Annotated in this window: 20 protein-coding genes; 13 read left to right on the forward strand and 7 right to left on the reverse strand. The window is 71.3% G+C overall.

The window, feature by feature from the left end; genetic code table 11:
• Nucleotides 1-718 precede the first annotated feature (718 nt).
• Nucleotides 719-931 (reverse strand): hypothetical protein, encoded by a 213-nt coding sequence (locus AB0G10_RS20050; RefSeq protein ID WP_360925036.1) that lies wholly within the window; start codon nucleotides 929-931, stop codon nucleotides 719-721.
• A gap of 477 nt (nucleotides 932-1,408) precedes the next feature.
• Between AB0G10_RS20050 and AB0G10_RS20055 the strand changes: the two genes are divergently transcribed.
• The 4 genes from AB0G10_RS20055 to AB0G10_RS20070 are packed head-to-tail and all read left to right on the forward strand — an operon-like array spanning nucleotide 1,409 to nucleotide 5,061.
• Nucleotides 1,409-2,359, forward strand: coding sequence for an ROK family glucokinase (locus AB0G10_RS20055; RefSeq protein ID WP_360923467.1), 951 nt, complete (start codon nucleotides 1,409-1,411; stop codon nucleotides 2,357-2,359).
• Nucleotides 2,360-2,382: 23 nt separating this feature from the next.
• Nucleotides 2,383-3,063: an endonuclease/exonuclease/phosphatase family protein gene (locus AB0G10_RS20060; RefSeq protein WP_360923470.1), complete on the forward strand. Its 681-nt coding sequence runs from the start codon at nucleotides 2,383-2,385 to the stop codon at nucleotides 3,061-3,063.
• A gap of 25 nt (nucleotides 3,064-3,088) precedes the next feature.
• The gene (locus AB0G10_RS20065; RefSeq protein ID WP_360923473.1) at nucleotides 3,089-4,435 is read left to right on the forward strand and encodes an NAD(P)-binding domain-containing protein; all 1,347 of its coding nucleotides are present in this window, start codon (nucleotides 3,089-3,091) and stop codon (nucleotides 4,433-4,435) included.
• Nucleotides 4,432-5,061 carry an alpha/beta hydrolase gene (locus tag AB0G10_RS20070; protein WP_360923476.1) on the forward strand — a complete coding sequence of 210 codons (630 nt, stop codon included), beginning with the start codon at nucleotides 4,432-4,434 and terminating at the stop codon, nucleotides 5,059-5,061. Before AB0G10_RS20065 ends, AB0G10_RS20070 begins: the two co-directional genes overlap by 4 nt.
• On the opposite strand, the gene AB0G10_RS20075 is transcribed toward AB0G10_RS20070, so the two are convergent.
• Both AB0G10_RS20075 and AB0G10_RS20080 read right to left on the reverse strand, forming a co-directional pair.
• Nucleotides 5,041-6,489 carry a trehalose-6-phosphate synthase gene (locus AB0G10_RS20075; protein WP_360923479.1) on the reverse strand — a complete coding sequence of 483 codons (1,449 nt, stop codon included), beginning with the start codon at nucleotides 6,487-6,489 and terminating at the stop codon, nucleotides 5,041-5,043. The genes AB0G10_RS20070 and AB0G10_RS20075 overlap by 21 nt on opposite strands.
• A 238-nt stretch (nucleotides 6,490-6,727) precedes the next feature.
• Nucleotides 6,728-7,591, reverse strand: a complete 864-nt coding sequence (locus AB0G10_RS20080) for a DUF308 domain-containing protein (protein ID WP_360923482.1) — start codon at nucleotides 7,589-7,591, stop codon at nucleotides 6,728-6,730.
• Between the two features lie 141 nt (nucleotides 7,592-7,732).
• Here AB0G10_RS20080 and AB0G10_RS20085 point away from each other — a divergent pair, with 141 nt between their 5' ends.
• Together AB0G10_RS20085 and AB0G10_RS20090 are read left to right on the forward strand one after the other, a co-directional pair.
• Nucleotides 7,733-8,413 (forward strand): lysophospholipid acyltransferase family protein, encoded by a 681-nt coding sequence (locus tag AB0G10_RS20085; protein ID WP_360923485.1) that lies wholly within the window; start codon nucleotides 7,733-7,735, stop codon nucleotides 8,411-8,413.
• A 76-nt stretch (nucleotides 8,414-8,489) separates the two neighbouring features.
• On the forward strand, nucleotides 8,490-8,639 hold the full coding sequence (locus AB0G10_RS20090; protein WP_360923488.1) for a hypothetical protein: 150 nt from the start codon (nucleotides 8,490-8,492) through the stop codon (nucleotides 8,637-8,639).
• A gap of 402 nt (nucleotides 8,640-9,041) precedes the next feature.
• On the opposite strand, the gene AB0G10_RS20095 is transcribed toward AB0G10_RS20090, so the two are convergent.
• Complete coding sequence (locus AB0G10_RS20095) at nucleotides 9,042-9,728, reverse strand: Crp/Fnr family transcriptional regulator (protein WP_122977019.1); 687 nt, start codon at nucleotides 9,726-9,728, stop codon at nucleotides 9,042-9,044.
• Between the two features lie 238 nt (nucleotides 9,729-9,966).
• On the opposite strand from AB0G10_RS20095, the gene AB0G10_RS20100 reads away from it, so the two are divergent.
• The gene (locus AB0G10_RS20100) at nucleotides 9,967-10,818 is read left to right on the forward strand and encodes a phosphotransferase (RefSeq protein WP_360923491.1); all 852 of its coding nucleotides are present in this window, start codon (nucleotides 9,967-9,969) and stop codon (nucleotides 10,816-10,818) included.
• A 25-nt stretch (nucleotides 10,819-10,843) separates the two neighbouring features.
• On the forward strand, nucleotides 10,844-11,335 hold the full coding sequence (locus tag AB0G10_RS20105; protein WP_360923494.1) for a polyadenylate-specific 3'-exoribonuclease AS: 492 nt from the start codon (nucleotides 10,844-10,846) through the stop codon (nucleotides 11,333-11,335).
• A gap of 9 nt (nucleotides 11,336-11,344) precedes the next feature.
• Here the strand turns inward: AB0G10_RS20105 and AB0G10_RS20110 are convergent, their stop codons facing one another.
• Nucleotides 11,345-11,995: a helix-turn-helix domain-containing protein gene (locus AB0G10_RS20110; RefSeq protein WP_360923497.1), complete on the reverse strand. Its 651-nt coding sequence runs from the start codon at nucleotides 11,993-11,995 to the stop codon at nucleotides 11,345-11,347.
• A 95-nt stretch (nucleotides 11,996-12,090) separates the two neighbouring features.
• On the opposite strand from AB0G10_RS20110, the gene AB0G10_RS20115 reads away from it, so the two are divergent.
• Nucleotides 12,091-13,581: a DHA2 family efflux MFS transporter permease subunit gene (locus AB0G10_RS20115; RefSeq protein ID WP_360923500.1), complete on the forward strand. Its 1,491-nt coding sequence runs from the start codon at nucleotides 12,091-12,093 to the stop codon at nucleotides 13,579-13,581.
• Between the two features lie 186 nt (nucleotides 13,582-13,767).
• Here the strand turns inward: AB0G10_RS20115 and AB0G10_RS20120 are convergent, their stop codons facing one another.
• Both AB0G10_RS20120 and AB0G10_RS20125 read right to left on the reverse strand, forming a co-directional pair.
• Nucleotides 13,768-14,025, reverse strand: coding sequence for a hypothetical protein (locus AB0G10_RS20120; RefSeq protein ID WP_360923503.1), 258 nt, complete (start codon nucleotides 14,023-14,025; stop codon nucleotides 13,768-13,770).
• 139 nt (nucleotides 14,026-14,164) lie between these two features.
• A complete protein-coding gene (locus AB0G10_RS20125) occupies nucleotides 14,165-14,431 on the reverse strand; it encodes a hypothetical protein (RefSeq protein ID WP_360923505.1) in 267 nt (88 codons plus the stop codon).
• Nucleotides 14,432-14,695: 264 nt separating this feature from the next.
• On the opposite strand from AB0G10_RS20125, the gene AB0G10_RS20130 reads away from it, so the two are divergent.
• The 4 genes from AB0G10_RS20130 to proC all read left to right on the forward strand — a co-directional run bounded on the left by AB0G10_RS20130 (nucleotide 14,696) and on the right by proC (nucleotide 17,619).
• Entirely contained in the window at nucleotides 14,696-14,887 is a 192-nt protein-coding gene (locus AB0G10_RS20130; protein WP_360923508.1) for a hypothetical protein, read from the forward strand.
• Between the two features lie 199 nt (nucleotides 14,888-15,086).
• Nucleotides 15,087-15,581 (forward strand): pyridoxamine 5'-phosphate oxidase family protein, encoded by a 495-nt coding sequence (locus AB0G10_RS20135; RefSeq protein ID WP_360923511.1) that lies wholly within the window; start codon nucleotides 15,087-15,089, stop codon nucleotides 15,579-15,581.
• Nucleotides 15,582-15,723: 142 nt separating this feature from the next.
• Nucleotides 15,724-16,752 carry a 6-phosphofructokinase gene (locus AB0G10_RS20140; protein ID WP_360923514.1) on the forward strand — a complete coding sequence of 343 codons (1,029 nt, stop codon included), beginning with the start codon at nucleotides 15,724-15,726 and terminating at the stop codon, nucleotides 16,750-16,752.
• 57 nt (nucleotides 16,753-16,809) lie between these two features.
• Complete coding sequence (gene proC, locus AB0G10_RS20145; RefSeq protein WP_360923517.1) at nucleotides 16,810-17,619, forward strand: pyrroline-5-carboxylate reductase; 810 nt, start codon at nucleotides 16,810-16,812, stop codon at nucleotides 17,617-17,619.
• The last annotated feature ends 123 nt before the right edge of the window (nucleotides 17,620-17,742 follow it).

Here is a 17,742-nt window from a genome sequence, read left to right on the forward strand (position 1 = left end):
TGGCCGCCGACCGCCCGAAACCGGCCCCGGCCCCCCGATCCCCCGAACACCCCCCGCCCAACCCGGACTCGGTCTGGTCGGCGGCCACCCAAGCGGCAGATCCCGCCCGGCCGGGCGCGGCTCAGTCCCAGGCGGCGGCTCAATCTCAGGCGGCGGCTCAGTCCCGGGCCGCGGCTCAATCCGAGGGCGCGGCTCAATCTCAGGCCGCGGCTCAGTCCCGGGCCGCGGCTCAATCCGAGGGCGCGGCTCAGTCCCGGGCCGCGGCTCAATCCGAGGGCGCGGCTCAGTCCCGGGCCGCGGCTCAATCCGAGGGCGCGGCTCAGTCCCAGGCTGCGGCTCCGTCCTCGGCCGATGCCTCGCACTCCGACGCGGCTTCGTCTCCGGCTGCCTCTGCGCGCTCCGGCACGGCTGAGGCCGGGAACACCTCGCCCGACATTTCCGAAATTCCGGATTTGTCCGAAGGTGAGGGAGCGGTGGCCGGTGATTCGTGGGCTGCGGGCGATTCGTGGGCTGCGGGCGATTCGGCTGCGGGCGATTCGTGGACTGCCGGCGATTCGGGGGCGGCGGGTGATCCTTGGGCGGCGGCCACGGCGGAGAGTGCGCGTGAGGCGGCTCGTGCGGCGGCGGCTGCGGCCAGGGCTCGGGCGGCGGCGGCCGAGGAGGCGGTGGCTCGTGCGGTCGCCGCCGCGAAGGCTGCCCGCGATGAGGCGGCCCGGCGTCAGGCAGCCCAGGAGCAGGCCCAGGAGCAGGCAGCCCAGGAGAGGGCGGCCGGCGCGACGGCGGCCGGCGAGGGGGCGGCGAACGCGGCGGCGGCCAGTGAGGGGGCGGCCGGCGCGGCGGCGGCCAGTGAGGCGGCGGTGGGAACGGGTTCGGCTCGGACGTCTTCCTGGGCTGCGGCTACTCGGGCTGACGCGATCTGGGCCGCGGCCATTCGGGCCGCCGATGCGACGTGGGCGGCTGCTACGCGTGGTGAGCCGGTTCAGGAGGAGGTCGTTCGGCGTGGGGAAGAGCGCGCGGAGGCCGTTCGGCGTGGGGAAGAGCGCGCGGAGGCCGTTCGGGGTGGGGAAGGGCACGGGGAGGCGGGGCCGGATTCCGGGACACGGCTGACCGGGGGCGGGGAAGCGTCGGACCATGGGGGAGTGGGTGCTTCCCCTCGTACCGATGATGTCTGGGCCTCCGCAGTCGCTCAGGCGGAAGCCGCGGCAGAGGCTGAAGCCGGCGCTGAGGCCGCGGCGATCGCCCGGGATGTGGCGGGAACGGAGGCCTCTTCCGGGGAGCCGGGGCGGGCACCGTAGCGTGGATCATGTGCTGGGCGTCGAGACGCCCGAGGACCGCGAGGGCGCCGGTCCGGGCGACGGCGCCCGGCCAGGCGACGCGGTGTGAACTGTTTGCAGAGGGGACGGGCAGCGTGACGCTGACCATCGGAATCGACGTCGGCGGTACCAAGGTCGCCGGTGGCGTGGTCGACGAACGGGGCAACGTGCTCGCGTCGAACCGCCGGCCGACGCCCGCGGAGGACCCGGCCGCCACCCGGGACACCATCGTCGAGGTCGCCGCCGAGCTGGCGGCTCAATACCCGGAGGCCGCCGCGATCGGGATCGGCGCCGCCGCGTGGATCGACGCGGCCGGGTCGACGGTGCTGTTCGCGCCGAACCTGGCCTGGCGTGACGAGCCGCTGCGCGACTACGTGAGCAAGGCGACCGGCCTGCCGACCGTGCTCGAGAACGACGCCAACGTGGCGGGCTGGGCCGAGTTCCGGTTCGGGGTCGCCGAGCACGCCGACAACTCGATGGTGATGATCACCGTGGGCACCGGCATCGGCGGCGCCATCGTGATCAACGGGAAGCTGTGGCGGGGCGCCAACGGCATCGCCGCCGAGCTGGGCCACATCCAGTCGGTCGCGGACGGGCACCCCTGCGGCTGCGGGCGGCTCGGCTGCCTCGAGCAGTACGCCTCCGGCAACGCCCTGGTCCGGTTCGCCCGGGCCGGCGCGCGGCAGGAACCGGAACGCGCGAAGCTCCTGCTCGAACTGGCCGGCGGCGACGCCCTGGCGATCAGCGGACGGCAGATCACCGAGGCGGCCCGGGCCGGCGACGGCGTGGCCATGGACGCGTTCGCACAGGTGGGCTACTGGCTGGGCGTCGCCCTCGCCGACCTCGCGCAGAGCCTCGACCCGCAGATCATGGTGATCGGCGGCGGCGTGATCGACGCGGGCCCGCTGCTGATGGGGCCGGCCGAGCGGACGTACCGGGACCAGCTCGCGCAGCGCGACCGGTTCCCGGTGGCCGAGGTACGCGCCGCCGAGATGGGCAACGCGGCCGGTGTCGTCGGCGCCGCCGACCTGGCCCGGCTGGGCTGACGGCGATTCACGGAGAGGCGAGCATGCCGGGCGTCCCGCTGCGAGTGGTGAGCTACAACATCCATGGTCTGCGGGACGACCGGCGGGCCCTGACCGGCCTGATCCGCGAGCTCGCCCCGGACGTGCTGGTCGTGCAGGAGGCGCCGCGCCGGTTCCGCTGGCGGGAGAAGTGCGCGGCGCTGGCCGGCCAGTGCGGCATGGTGGTGGCCGAGGGCGGCCTGCCGTCGCTGGGGAACCTGGTGCTGGTCAGCCTCCGGGTCAACGTCCATCGCACCTGGTGCCTGCGCTATCCGCTGACGCCGGGGCGGCACATGCGCGGGGCGGTCTTCGTGGAGGGGTCGATCCTCGGATCGGGACGGTTCACCGTCACGGGTTCACACCTGGCGACCGATCCGGCCGAGCGTCCGGCGCAGGCCGAGAGGTGGAAATCCGAAATTTCGGAAATATCCGGGCAGGTGATCGTGGCGGCCGACTTCAACGAAGGCCCGGGCGGCGGCGCCTGGCGTACGGTTGCGGATGGATTTGTCGGAAATGACAGAGATATCCTGACCTATCCGTCTGCGCTCCCGTCCCGCCGCCTCGACGGGATCTTCGTCAGCCCCGACGTGGAGATCGAATCCTACGAGATCATCGACTCCGAGAAGGCACGCCGAGCAAGTGATCATTTACCGGTCGTAACGGATCTTCGGCTCCCTTCCGTGTGAGCCCGGCCTCTGCGAGGATCGCCGGGTGCACGACACCCCCGACCCGGGCGACCGTGGCGACGCCGTCTGTGTCGTCGGCGCCGGAGCCAGCGGACTGGCCGCCGTCAAGAACCTGCGTGAGCTGGGTTTCGCGGTCGACTGCTACGAGCGCGAGACGTCCGTCGGCGGCGCCTGGAACTGGCGCCACGACCGCAGCCCGATCTACGCGGGCACCCACCTGATCTCGTCCCGGCCGCTCACCGAGTTCCCCGACTTCCCGATGCCGGACACCTGGCCCGACTACCCGCACCACAGCCAGGTCCTGGAATACCTGGAGCGCTACGCGAAGCACTTCGCGCTGACCGACGACATCTGGTTCGGCATGGAGGTCACCTCGGCGGTCCCGGTCGAGGGCGGCCGGTGGGACGTGACGATCCGGTCCACCGGGGTGGGCGAGTCGTCCCGGGTGCAGCGCTACGCCGCGATCGTGGTGGCGAACGGGCACAACTGGTCGCCGGTCACCCCGGAGATCCCCGGCGAGTTCCAGGGCCAGACCATGCACGCGCGGGCGTACAAGGACCCGTCCCGGCTGCGGGGCCGCAAGGTCCTGGTGATCGGCGGCGGCAACACCGGCTGTGACATCGCGGTCGAGGCGGCCCAGCAGGCGGCCCGGGTCTGGCACTCCACCCGGCGCGGCTACTGGTACGCCCCCAAGTACGTCTTCGGCCGCCCCGCCGACCAGGTCAACGACCGTCTGCTGCGGTGGGGCCTGCCGCTGCGGATGCGCCAGTGGCTCTACCGCCGCACGCTCCGGCTCACCACCGGCGACCTGACCCGTTTCGGCCTGCCCGAGCCGGATCACCGCCCCTACGAGTCGCACCCGATCGTGAACAGCCAGCTCCCGTACTACCTGGGCCACGGCCGGATCGAGCCGGTGCCGGACGTCGAGCGCTACGACGGCGCGGGCGTGGTGCTGACCGACGGCACCCGGATCGAGCCGGATCTGGTGATCACCGCGACCGGCTACCGGCCGCGCTTCGACTTCCTCGAGCCGGAGCTGCTCGACACCGACGAGAACGGCCGGCCCGACCTGCACCTGCACGCGTTCGCCCGGCGGCACCCGACGCTCGCGGTGATCGGCCTGCTGCAGCCGGACTCCGGTGTCTTCCCGCTCGCGCACTGGCAGAGCGTCGCGGTGGCGCGCTGGCTGCGGCTGCGCGCCGACGATCCGGAGCGGGCCGCCGCCGTGCAGCAGAAGGAGTCCACCCGTCCGCTGGACTCCTGGTCGCGGCGCCGGGTCGTGCCGACGCAGCGGCACTGGTTCGAGGTCGACCACGTCGACTACCTGAGGTCCGTCGAAGGACTCCTGGATCAGATGGAAACCCCCGCATGAGTACGCCGGAAGTCCTGCGCTTCGCGGACTGGACCACACCTGTCGCACCGGCCGCCCGGGAGGTGGTCTCCCGCCTGCCCGAGGACGACCACGGTCACCCGCCTCTGCTCTTCGTTCCCGCTCCCGGCCGGGCCGCCTCGGTCTTCGCCGAACATTGGCTCGGCCATGCGGCCGGTCGCGGTTTCTCCGGGTACGCCCTGAGCGCGCGCCCCGGCGGCGACCTGCGGGCCCTCGTCCACGACACGGTGCAGACGGCCGCCTCGCTGCCGCGCCGGACCGTGCTGATCGGGCACGGCGAGGGCGCCCTCGTCGTGGCGAAGGCGCTCGGCCGCTACCCGGCGCGCGCCGCGGTCCTGGCCGCCCCGCGGCTGACGCCCCGGTTCGCGGTGTTCGCCAAGCCGAGTCTGCCCCGCCCGGCCGGCCGGACGCCGGTCCTCGTGGTCGGCAGCCCGGACGACCGGCTCGTGAAGCCGGCCGCGCTGGACCGGGCGGCGGCCGTCTACGGCGGGGCGCCGCTGCTCTTCCCCGGCATGGGCCACGACCTGATGCTCGAGGACGGGTGGGCGGAACCGATCGACGCGATCCTGGACTGGCTGCTCAAGGAGCTACCGGTGCCAGGGCACTGAGCTTGCCTTCGTACGCTCGCCCGCAAGTCTTTCGGCGAGACTGCCTGTGTGATCCAAAGCGGTCAGGTAGGCGCGGGCCCAGGACAGGATGTCGTGTCCGGCCAGATGCTCGCGCATGGCGGCCATCCGGCCCGACAGGTCGGCCGGGTCGGCGCACATGGCCCGCAGCAGCGTCTCCTTGAGGCCGTCCAGGTCGTGCGGATTCACCAGGAACGCCTGCGGCAGCTCGGCGGCCGCCCCGGCGAACTCGCTGAGCACCAGCGCGCCGGCGTCGTCCCCCCGGGCCGCCACGAACTCCTTGGCGACCAGGTTCATGCCGTCCCGCAGCGGGGTCACCACCATGACGTCCGCGGCCCGGTAGAGCGCGGCCAGCTGGGAGCGGGCGAACGGCTGGTTGAGGTAGTGGATGGCCGGCTCGCCGACCCGGCCGAACTCGCCGTTGATCCGGCCCACCTCGCCCTCGATCCGGTCACGCAGGTCCGAGTAGCTCTCCACCCGTTCCCGGCTCGGCACGGCCACCTGGACCATCACGGTGTCCCGGACCTTCACGTGCCCGTCCCGCAGCAGCTCGCTGTACGCCGTGAGCCGGTGCTCGATGCCCTTCGTGTAGTCGAGCCGGTCCACGGACAGCAGCACCCGCTTCGGCTGCCCGAGATCCTGCCGCAGCTGCCGGGCCTGGCTCAGCACGTCCGGCCGGCCGGCGAGGGCCCGCATCTCGGCCACGTCGATCGAGACCGGGAACGCGCCGGTGCGCACCGTCCGGCCGTCCACCTCGATGGCGTCGTCGGTGGCCCGGGCGCCGAGCAGCTTCTGGGCGAGCTGGGCGACGTTGTGCGCGGCCTGCTCCCGCTGGAACCCGACCAGGTCGGCGCCGAGCATCCCGCGCAGCAGCTCGACCCGGCGGGGGAGCTGCATGTACAGCTCGGGCGGCGGGAACGGCACGTGCATGAAGAACCCGATCAGCAGGTCGGGGCGGAGGTCCCGGAGCATCTGCGGCACCAGCTGCAGGTGGTAGTCCTGCACCCAGACGACCGCGCCCGGCTCGGCCACCTCGGACGCCGCCTCGGCGAACCGGCGGTTCACGGTCCGGTACGTCTCCCACCAGTTCCGGTCGAAGACGGGTTGCTGCACGGCGTCGTGGTAGAGCGGCCACAGCGTCGAGTTGGCGAACCCCTCGTAGTAGCCCCGCAGGTCGTCCTCACTGAGCGACACCGGCCGCAGCCGCAGGCCGCCGATGTCGGACAGCTGCCGCGCCGGGCCCACCCCGCCGGCCCAGCCCACCCAGGTCGCCGGGGTCTGCTCCAAGATCGCGCGCAGGGCCCCGGCCAGGCCCCCGGGACTTCGGCGCCATTCGCACGCCCCGTCCGGGGCGGCGTTGTCATCCAGCGGCAGGCGGTTGGCTACGACGACGAGCGAGCTCTGGCGCATCACCGTAGGTTACCGGTCATGCACCCACGATCGTCTATGTGATCCTCGACCCCTTCGGGCCGGCCCCTCGCCCGGAACCCCTCGCCCGGAACCCCTCGCCCGGAACCCCTCGCCCGGAACCCTTCGCCGGGAACCCTTTGCCTCGATCTTGTGGAAGAGCGCAGGACCGTCCCTGCGCCAATTCACAAGATCGCGGGAGTCTCTCGGGCGATCTATCGGACGACGGCTTCGGCGTCTCTCAGACGACGGCTCCGTCGTCGAACTCGTCGTCGTCATCGCCCGACCGCAGGCGCCAGACCAGCGTCACCGCCCCGCCGACGATCGCGGCGAAGCCGAACAGCGTCACATAGGTGCTGTCCAGCGGGAGCAGCCGCGGGAACAGGAAGAGCACGAAGCCGACCACCACGCCGAGCAGGCCGATCACGGCGTACTTCGAGATCTTCGGCATCGGGGGTGGCGGCGGAGGAATGTAGCGCTCGTCCTCGTCGTCGTCCGCGTCCGGCAGGTCGGCGCCGAAGGTGTCGAGTCCGTAGAGGAGGGACTGCTCCTCCGGCGGCGGCGGTGGCTGAGGGTCGGTACGCCGCCGGTTCAGCGGCCGGCCCTCCTCGTCGACCGGGCGGCCGTCTTTCTCCCCGGGGCGGCCTTTCTCCCCTGGACGGCCCGCCGGTCGTGGCGGATCGGCCGGCCCGACGCTCTCCGCCTCCGGCCACGGCGTGCCCGCGCTGTCGTCGAGCGTGTGGAAGCCCGCGATGATCTTGTCCCACTCGGCGTCCACCTCGGCCTGCGGCCGGGTGTCGGCCGGCGTGGGCGGGGACGGCGGCGTGGGCAACTGCCCGCCGGTCACCTTCTGCAGGTGCTCGCGGGCGGTCTCCAGGCGCGTGCGATCCACGTAGAGCCGGTCGATCGGGCGTGCCGGCAGCGTCGTGGCACGCAGGATCGGGTTCAGGTCAGCCGTCGGTTGAAGGTATGCCGCGATGCCGCCGGCGGCGAGCACATCGAGCAAGTGCTCTCCCACCCGCGGATCCACGTCACCCGCCACGGCATAGTCGGCCGCGTCGAGCCCGTTGTCGCGTCGCCCCCGACGGGCGCCACCCGTTGTCACCGATGCACCCCCTTGCCGACCGTGCCTTGAATGGTGACACGGCAGGCGCCTGTTGCGGGAGTGCGTTGTGGCGCGCCGCCCCCGCTTCGTACGCTTCTCTATCGCCCCGGGACGCCGGTGGCATCCGCGGAAAGGACACCAGTGTTCTACTGGCTGCTGAAGTTGGTGGTCCTCGGACCGGTCCTGAGACTGCTGTTCCGCCCCAAGGTGGAGGGGCTCGCGAACGTGCCCCGCTCCGGTCCGGTGATCCTGGCCTGTAATCATCTCTCGTTCTCTGACTCGATCTTCACCCCGCTGATCATGCGGCGGAAAGTGACCTTCGTCGCCAAGGCCGAATACTTCACCGGCAAGGGGATCAAGGGCTGGTTCTCCCGGATGTTCTTCGTGGGCGCCGGGACCATCCCGGTGGACCGTTCGGGTGGGGAGGCCGCCCAGGCGGCGCTGGACACCCTCCTGAGAGTCCTCAGGGAGGGCAATGTGGCCGGCATCTACCCCGAGGGCACCCGGTCGCCCGACGGGCGGCTCTACCGCGGCAAGACGGGCGTGGCGCGGCTCGCCCTGGAGAGCGGCGCGGTGGTCGTACCGGTCGCCCTGCTGAACACCGACGAGATCCAGCCGACCGGCACCCTGATCCCCGCGGTCAAGCGGGTCCGGATCCGGGTCGGCAAGCCGCTCGACTTCTCCCGCTACGCGGAGAGCCGGGGCGATCGTTTCGTGGAGCGCGCCATCACCGACGAGATCATGTACGAGCTGATGGTGCTGTCCGGCCGCGAGTACGTCGACGTCTACGCCGCGAGCCTCAAGCAGCCGGTGGCCGCCTGACCCGGTCAGGGCGGGTCACCGCGCGTCGTCCACAGTTCCGCGTCCTCCACAGGCCACAACCCGAAGATCGCCGATCGTGGCCACACTGGCCTGTGGGGGAGCCCCCAGGGAGGGCGGGCTCTGGGAGGGCGGGCTCTGGGAGGGCGGGCTCTGGGAGGGCGGGCTCTGGGAGGGCGGGCTCTGGGAGGGCGGGCTCTGGGAGGGCGGGCTCTGGGAGGGGTGGTGAACGCCGGCGCAGGGCATGGGCACGACCGAGGCCTGCCGGAGCCGCACGCTCGCCTCGGTACTTGTCGCAGGCCGAGCGGATCTGATCGCTGGCCGGAGGCAGCGGGGCAGCGGGGCAGCGATTGCGGCGGAGCCGGGCCGGCCGATCGCGCACGACCAGCCGCGAAGCCCGGTGCAACCGCCGCCCGGACGGCGAGTACCAGCCCTCCGCGGCCAACTGCATGCCGAGGAACCGCCGGGCCCGGTCGAACGCACCACCCGCTATGTGATGCTGCTCCATCCAGGCCGCAGCCGGAACGCCGAACACGTCCGTGACGCCTTGCTGGACACCGGCGGCGACCAGCCCAGCCCTTATCGAGGCCGGCCGGACATCGCCTCGTCCGTCAGCGGCGCGAACAGCCCGTCAGCTCATCCCCGCCCGGCGCTTGAGGGCCTGCACGTCGGTCACCACGATGCGCCGGCCCTCGGTGCGGAGCCAGCCCCGGTTCGCGAAGGAGCCGATCGCCTGGTTGACGCTCTGCCGGGAACCGCCGGCCATCTCGGCCAGCTGGCTCTGGTTGAGCTCGATGGTGATCATCGGGGCCTGGCTCTCGCCGGAGAGGCGGACCAGGGTCTTGGCGACCCGGCCGGGGAGGTCGAGGAAGACGTGGTCGGCGTTCTGCTCGGTGAGCCGGCGGATGAGGCCGCCGACCGAGCGCATCACGGCGTCCAGGATGCGCGGGTTGGAGTGCACCAGGTCCATGAACGCGGCCCGGGAGAGCGAGAGGGCCTGGGAGTCCTCGATCGCCTCGGCGGACGCGCTGCGGGTGGAGGCGTCGAGGAGTGAGACCTCGCCGAGGACGTCGGGCGGGCGGACCACGGTGAGGACCGCGCGCTCGCCGGTCGGTGCGGTCCGGAAGACCGCGACGGCGCCGCGCTTCATGATGATCAGAGAGTCGCCGGGGTCGTGCTCGACGAAGAGGATCTGACCCTTGCGGTAATGACGCGGAACGGCGGTGGCGATGACGCGCTGGCGCACGTCCGGCTCTAGCCCCGCGAACATTTCCACGCCGGTGAGCGCGTCGCCGGAATCCGGCAAACGATGATCCACGGCGCTATCCCTCCCCCGGTGGGGACCGCGTCGTCGACCCGGAAGGCGCCGGCCCCACGACGCGAACGATCACTCTTAGCATGAAGCGCGCCTCGAACGCCATCCTGAGTCGGACATCGAAGCTCACTCCCGTACGATCATGTCGCTTCGGTCGCTTTCTGTAAACCTCCCATCGCCTTCTGTGATTGTCACCCCCGCTGTCCGTCGCTTTAGTCGGTTGTGCCGAGATAATCCCGCGGTGCCGGATGATGAGCTCCTTCGATCGACATTGCGGGAACAGTGGCATCTCGTCCCATCGAAGATCACCGAACGGCCGAAGTCGGTGATGTCCCGCGGCTGGGACGTCACCGCCGCGACCGGACGGTACGTCGCCCGGCTCGCCGAGAGCGGCGCGCGGCAGCCGATGGAGGCCGGCCTGGTGGCCGCCGAGCACCTGCGGCTGCGGCGGATCGATGCGGGGGAGCCCATCCGTACGCTCGCCGGCGCCCTCACCGTGGAGACCGCCGAGGGCGCGCTCGCGGTGCAGCGCCGCCTGCCCGGCCGGCACCTGGACGGCCGCGACCCGGTCGACCAGCAGTGGTGGGGGGAGCGTCTTGGTGTCGTACACAAGGCTCTTCAAGGTTTCCGGCACGCGGGCCTGCGCCCCTGGCAGTTGCCCGACCCCGACGCACCCCATCTGGACGCGGAGCCCTGGCTCCGCGGGACGGTCACCGCGGCGGTGGCCGCCGCGACCCGGCTCACCGTGACCGACCAGCTCACCTACGGGACGCTGCACGGCGATCCGGGCGCCGACGTGTTCGTGCTGGACCCGGACACCGGGCGGTCCGGCCTGCTGCACTGCGGCGCGTGCGGCACCGGCCCGCTGGTCTATGACGTGGCTGCCGCCGTCGCCTACGCGGGCGGCCCGGACCACGCCGCCGAGCTGCTCGACGGCTATCTGGCGGCCGGCCCGGTACGCCACGACGAGCTGGACGCCGCTCTACCGGTGCTGCTGCGGCTGCGCTGGGCGGTGCAGGCGGACCGGGCGGCCCGCCGGGGCTGCGCCAACGCCCTCGACGCGGCGCGGGTGGCCCTGGAGTCCATGCCCTGACGGCTATACGCAAGGATATGCGGTGATGCCCTACCGCTACTTTTACGACTGCGAGTTCATCGAGGACGGCCGGACCGTCGACCTCGTCTCGATCGGTGTCGTCGACGAGTTCGGTCGCGAGTTCTACGCGATCAGCACCGAGTTCGACGACTCCAAGGCCGTGCCCTGGGTACGCCGCAACGTGCTCGACAAGCTGCCCTCCCCGGCCGACAAGGCCTGGCGCAGCCGTGAGCGGATCCGGGACGACCTCTACGAGTTCCTGATGGAGCCGATCCGGGGCCGGTCCGAGCAGATGGAGCTCTGGGCCTGGTACGCGGCGTACGACCACGTGGCGCTCGCCCAGCTGTGGGGCGCCATGCCGGCCCTGCCCCGGGAGATCCCGCGGTTCACCAAGGACCTGCGGCAGCGCTGGGACGACCAGGGCCGCCCGAAGCTGCCGGAGATGGCCGGCCGGCACGACGCGCTCGTCGACGCCCGGCACAACCTGGAGCGCTGGAAGGTCCTCAGCGGCTCTTGAGGCTTCTCCTCAGCGGCTCTTGAGCGGGGGCACGCACTCCCGCATCACGGCCTGCACGTCCTGCTCGCTGAGCTGCGGGCCCAGGTCGCTGTTGCCCGGCCGCGCCCGCAGGCCGTCCAGGATCAGGGTCAGATAGCGCTCGTAGAGCTGCGGGCGGCAGGCCGAGCTGTTCTGCGCCAGCTCGGTCACCATCGCCATGATGATCGGGAAGTCGTGCAGCCCGGTGTCCGGCCGGAGCGTCCCTTCGGCGTGCGCCCGGTCCAGGATCTGCTGGATGAGCGGCAGCATGTGCTCGCCGACCTGCGTGAAGTGCTTCTCGTTCATGCTGAGCGCGGCGTCCCGCAGGCCGCGGTCGGCCGCGTGCAGCCGGGCCGCGCGGCGCAGGAAGTCGACCAGCCCGTCCCACGCCGACTCGGCCGCGAGGGCCTCCTCGGCGAGCGTCACCATGTCCTCGAGGCGGTCCGTGAAGACGGCCTCGACCAGCGACTCCTTGGTGGGGAACCGGCGGTAGACAGTGCCCACCCCGACGCCCGCGTGGTGCGCCACGTCGTCGAGCGTGGCGGCGAAGCCGCGGGTCGCGAAGACCTCGTGAGCAGCCGCGATGATCCGCTCCCGATTGCGCTGGGCGTCCCGCCGCAGCGGCTTGGCCTCGATGGTCATGTGTCGAAGCCTACAACTAAGTGGAGGCAATTCCTCAACTTCCCCTGCTAGCCTGCCGAAGCGGAGGATGTTCCTCAACTTCTGGAAAGGCTGCGATGAGCACGCTTACTGATCGACCACGTCCGGCCGGACGTGAGGAGCAGGCATCCGGCAACGGGCGCTGGTGGGCTCTCGTGGTGCTGGCGCTCGCGCAGCTCATGGTGGTGCTGGACGCCACGATCGTGAACATCGCGCTGCCCACCGCGCAGGCCGACCTGGCGTTCGACGACGCCGGCCGGCAGTGGGTGGTCACCGGGTACGCGCTCGCCTTCGGCAGCCTGCTGCTGCTCGGCGGACGCCTCTCCGACTTCTTCGGCCGCAAGCGGATGTTCGTCATCGGCCTGGTCGGCTTCGCGCTCGCCTCGGCCCTCGGCGGCGCCGCGCAGAACCTGGAAGTGCTGATCTTCGCCCGTGCCCTGCAGGGCGCGTTCGGCGCGGCGCTCGCCCCGGCGGCGCTCTCGCTGCTCTCGACGACGTTCACCGAGCCGGCCGAGCGCGGCAAGGCGTTCGGCATCTTCGGCGCGATCTCCGGCGCCGGCGGCGGCATGGGCCTGCTGCTCGGCGGCGTGCTCACCGAGTACGTGTCCTGGCGCTGGTGCCTCTACGTCAACCTGGTGATCGCCGCGATCGCCGTGGCGGGCGCGTTCCTGAAGCTCAAGGACGAGCCGGTCGCCGCGCACGGGAAGATCGACATCCCGGGCGCCATCACCGCGATCGCCGGTCTCGTCTCCCTGGTCTACGGCCTCGCGAACGCCGAGACCGACGGCTGGACCGACGCCATGACGCTCGGCCCGATCGTGGCCGGCCTGGTCGTCCTCGCCGCCTTCGTGGTGATCGAGCTGAGGGTCGAGCACCCGCTGCTGCCGATGCGCGTCGTCCTCGACCGCAACCGCGGCGGCTCGTACGCCTCGATCGCGATCGCCGGCGCCGGCATGTTCGGCATCTTCCTGTTCCTCACCTACTACCTGACCTCGATCCTCGGGTTCACCCCGATCCGGACCGGCCTCGCGTTCCTGCCGATGCTCGCGTCGGTGATGCTCACCGCGACCACGGCCGGCTCGATCCTCACCCCGAAGATCGGCCCGCGCCCGCTCGTCCCGGTCGGCGCGCTCGTCGCGGCGGGCGGCATGCTCTTCCTGACCCGGCTCGAGCTGGACTCGACGTACGCCTCCGGTGTCCTCCCCGGCCTGATCATTATCGGTCTGGGCCTGGGTCTGGTCTTCGCGCCGACGCAGAACGCCGCCACCTCCGGCGTCACCCACTCCGACGCCGGCGTCGCCTCCGCGATGATCAACACGGTGCAGCAGATCGGCGGCTCGATCGGCACGGCGCTGCTCAGCTCGTTCGCGGCCACCGCGGCGAGCGACTACATGGTCGGCAAGGAGCCGACGCAGCTGGTGCAGGCGCAGGCCGCGCTGGAGAGCTACCACACCGTCTTCTGGTGGTCGACCGGCTTCTTCGTGCTGGCCGCGATCGTGGCGGCGGTCCTCTTCCGCACCGGCCCGCTCGACGTCGACCCGGACGCGCCCCCGGCGATGGCCCACTGACCTTCCCCACCATCGCGTGTCGAGTTGAGGTGCGGACCGCGCCCCAACTCGACACGCGGTGAGGTTTTCGCCTTTGCGTGTCGAGTTGAGGTGTGGATTGCGCCCCAACTCGACACGCGGTGAGGTTTTCGCCTTTGCGTGTCGAGTTGAGGTGTGGATTGCGCCCCAACTCGACACGCGGGGGTGTCAGATCTTCAAGCCATATCCGTACGGGTGGAGCGGCGCGACGGTGTCGTTCGGCACGTCCTCGCGGGATGCCTCGACGGCGGCCATCGAGGAGGGCAGTTCGAACGGCAGCGTCCCGGACGACGGGCAGCGGCCGAACAGCACGTCCAGCAGGGCCTCGTCGGATGAGCCGAACGTGCCGGTCAGCGCCGCCACCCCGGCGGCCAGCGGGGCGAGCACGGCCGGGCGGTCCAGCATCACGTCGACGACGGTCGGCATCGTGCCGCCGAGCTCCCGGATCGGGGCGAGCTCGTCCTCGGTGAAGTCGAGCCGGCCCGCGTGGAAGAAGGCCTCGAACCCGCCGCTGCGCGGCTCGAACGGCGGACGATCGCGACGTCGGCCTGCGCCGGGTCGCCGGTCACCTTCGCGTAGCGGGCCGCCACGTCCGGGTCGACGCCGTCCAGATAAACGGCGATGCCCTCGGTGAGTAGCGGCGGTCGTCGAACAGGCCCAGCCGGAACTTGTCGCGCAGGATCCGGCGCACCGACACGTCGATCCGCTCCTCGCCGATCCGGCCCTGCTCGACGAGATCGACGATGAGCTCCGGGCGCTGCTCGCCGCCGAGCTGGTCGGCGCCCGCCTCGAGGACTCTGGACGCGGGCGTGCCGGTCCAGGTGCTCGACACCCCAGGCGCGGGCCGGCATCGGGGTGCCCATGATCTCGGCGTCGGTGACCAGTCCCCCGTCGGTGCAGATCACGCCGTCGAAGCCGTACCGCTGCCGCAGCAGACCCTCCAGCACCGTCCTTCTGAAGCCGAAGCCGACCTCCTCGTGCTCGGTGTCGACGGGCATCCCGTAGTACGGCATGACCTGCGCGGCGCCGGCCTCGAACGCCGGAGGCGACGGCCGGGACGGGAGCGGCTTCGCCCGTCGAGGATCGGCTGCTCTCTGTGACGTCCTCGATCCGGCCGTGGTGGTGGTCGGGGGACGGTTCGTGGAGGCGGGAGCGTTCGTGGTCGACGGGGCTCGGGAGGCGCTGCTGCGGCACAGCGCCCCGAGCGCCGCGGCAGGGCTGGACGGTGGTGCGGGCCGAGCTGAGGCGGGACGCCGAGGCGCTCGGCGCGGTCGAGCTGCTGCTGTGACGTGTGTGGCGCAGGGCGCGGCCGGCAGGCGGGAGTGGTGGGGACTGATAGGAGAAGGAGCGTCACCACCCACTCAGGCCGCCCGGCGCGAGAGCGCAGCGAATCGCGGCGGGCCCTCGGCGTGAGCGACGGCCTGAACGCACCACCCCGATGCGACCTCCTGATTTTGATCTTGATTTTGCGGGGTATGGGAATCGGTATGACTGATGAGCAGGCGCAGCGGGACAAGGTTCGGGAGATCGTCAAGGAAGCGCGGATCTGCATGGTCACGACCATGACGGAGGACGGCCGGCACGTGAGCCGGCCGATGGCGCTGCAGGACGTGGAGTTCGACGGGGATCTGTGGTTCTTCACCTACTCGGACTCGGATCTGGTCGAGCAGATCGGGCGGCATCCGCAGGTCAACGTGGCGTTCAGTGACACCAAGCAGAACAACTGGGTGTCGATCGCCGGTGCGGCGACCCGGGTCGAGGATCGGGCCAAGGCGGAGGAGCTGTGGAACCCGGCTCTGAAGGCGTGGTTCCCGGACGGGCTGGAGACGCCGAATCTGACGCTCGTGAAGGTGACCGGGGAGACCGCGGAGTACTGGGCGGCGGCGCACAGTTCGAAGGTCATCACCATGCTCGGCTACGCGAAGGCGGCCGTCACCGGAAAGACGCCGGACGCCGGCGAGAACGAAACCGTCAGGCTTTAGCGGGGCGCGTTCGGCCGGTCATCCGGGGGCGGCTAGAGTCGCTGATGCGGCCCGCCCCCGGGCCCGGCAACGCTGCCGAACCTCCGTTCCCCGGGGCCGCAGGGCTATCCGCTTTTCGCGACCCGATCTTGGGGGAAGAAAAATGCGTATCGGCGTGCTGACCGGTGGCGGCGACTGCCCCGGCCTCAACGCGGTCATCCGTGCCGTGGTCCGCAAGGGCGTCACCGCCTACGGCCACGAGTTCGTCGGCTTCCGCGACGGATGGAAGGGCCCGCTGGAGGGTCTGACCAAGCCGCTCGGCATCGCCGAGGTCCGCGGCATCCTGCCGCGCGGCGGCACCATCCTGGGCTCCTCGCGCACCAACCCGTTCAAGATCGACGGTGGTGTCGAGAAGATCAAGGCCAACCTGGCCGAGCAGGGCGTCGACGCGCTCGTCGCGATCGGTGGCGAGGACACCCTCGGTGTCGCCACCAAGCTGCACGACCTCGGCGTCAACGTCGTCGGCGTGCCGAAGACGATCGACAACGACCTGAACGCGACCGACTACACGTTCGGCTTCGACACCGCGGTCAACATCGCGATGGAGGCCATCGACCGGCTGCACACCACCGCCGAGTCGCACCACCGCACCCTGGTCGTCGAGGTCATGGGCCGGCACGCCGGCTGGATCGCCCTGCACGCCGGTCTCGCCGGTGGCGCCAACGTGATCCTGCTGCCCGAGCGCAAGTTCGACGTGGAGCAGGTCGCGACGTACGTGACCAAGCGCTTCCAGGTCGAGTACGCGCCGATCGTGGTCGTCGCCGAGGGCGCGCAGCCGCTCGACGGCCAGATGGTCCTGCACAACCAGGAGCTGGACAGCTTCGGCCACGTCCGTCTCGGCGGCATCGGCCAGTGGCTCGCCGAGCAGCTCGAGGAGAAGACCGGCAAGGAGGCCCGCACGGTCGTCCTCGGTCACATCCAGCGCGGTGGCACCCCGACCGCGTTCGACCGGGTCCTCTCCACCCGGTTCGGCCTGCAGGCGATCGACGCCGTGCACGAGGGCGACTTCGGCAAGATGATGGCGCTGCGCGGCACCGACATCGTCCGGGTCCCGCTCATCGAGGGCACCGGCGAGCTGAAGACCGTCCCGCTGGAGCGGTACGAAGAGGCTGAGGTCTTCTTCGGTAACTGAGTTTGTTAGAAAAGGGGCCGGGGCTATCCCGGCCCCTTTTCTGTTGCGGAGGAAGAGTTGACGCACACCGTCGCGGTTCTGGGCGCCGGCAAGATGGGCGAACTCGTCCTGGCCGGCCTGCTGCGGTCGGGATGGCCCGCCGGCCGGTTGCTGGTCACCACCCGGCGCGCCGAGCGTGGTTCCGAATTGTCCGAAAAATACGGCATATCGGTCGTGGAGAACGCTGAAGCCGTCGACAAAGCGGACATTATTGCTGTCGCTGTGAAACCTCAGGACGCCGGCGCGCTGTTCGACGAGATCGGCCCGAAGGTCGGGGCCGGCAAGCTCGTCGTCTCGCTCTGCGCCGGTCTCACCACCGCGTTCTTCGCGGCCCGGCTGCCCGCGGGCACCCCGGTCGTCCGGGTCATGACGAACACCCCGGCGCTGGTCGACCAGGCCATGACGGCGATCTCCGCGGGTCCGCACGCCACGGCCGAGCACCTCGACCTCGCCGAGGCCATGTTCACGCCGCTCGGCGCGACGGTCCGGGTGCCGGAGAAGCAGCAGGACGCGGTGACCGCCCTCTCCGGTTCCGGGCCGGCGTACTTCTACCTCGTGGTCGAGGCGATGATCGAGGCGGGCGTGCTGCTGGGTCTGCCTCGGCAGACGGCGCACCAGCTGGCCACGCAGACCGCCCTCGGCGCGTCGGTGATGCTGCGTGACTCGGGTGAGCACCCGGCTCTGTTGCGCGAGGCGGTGACGTCCCCGGCCGGGACGACGGCGGCGGCGCTGCGGGAGCTGGAGAACCACGGCGTACGGCCGGCCCTGCTGGCGGCGCTGGAGGCGGCCCGGAATCGGGCGCGGGAGATCGCGGGAGAAATGAAGTAATAAGTAACTTCTGCCCGCATTCGCAGTTACGTTGAGGAAAGGCGTTCGCTCCGCCCGGTAATGGGCACATCATTGTGGTAACGGCATCCTGCGAACGGGTGTCGCGGTGGTGGTCGGCGTCCG

It is taken from the genome of Actinoplanes sp. NPDC023714 (genome assembly GCF_040639855.1).
Lineage (GTDB): Bacteria > Actinomycetota > Actinomycetes > Mycobacteriales > Micromonosporaceae > Actinoplanes.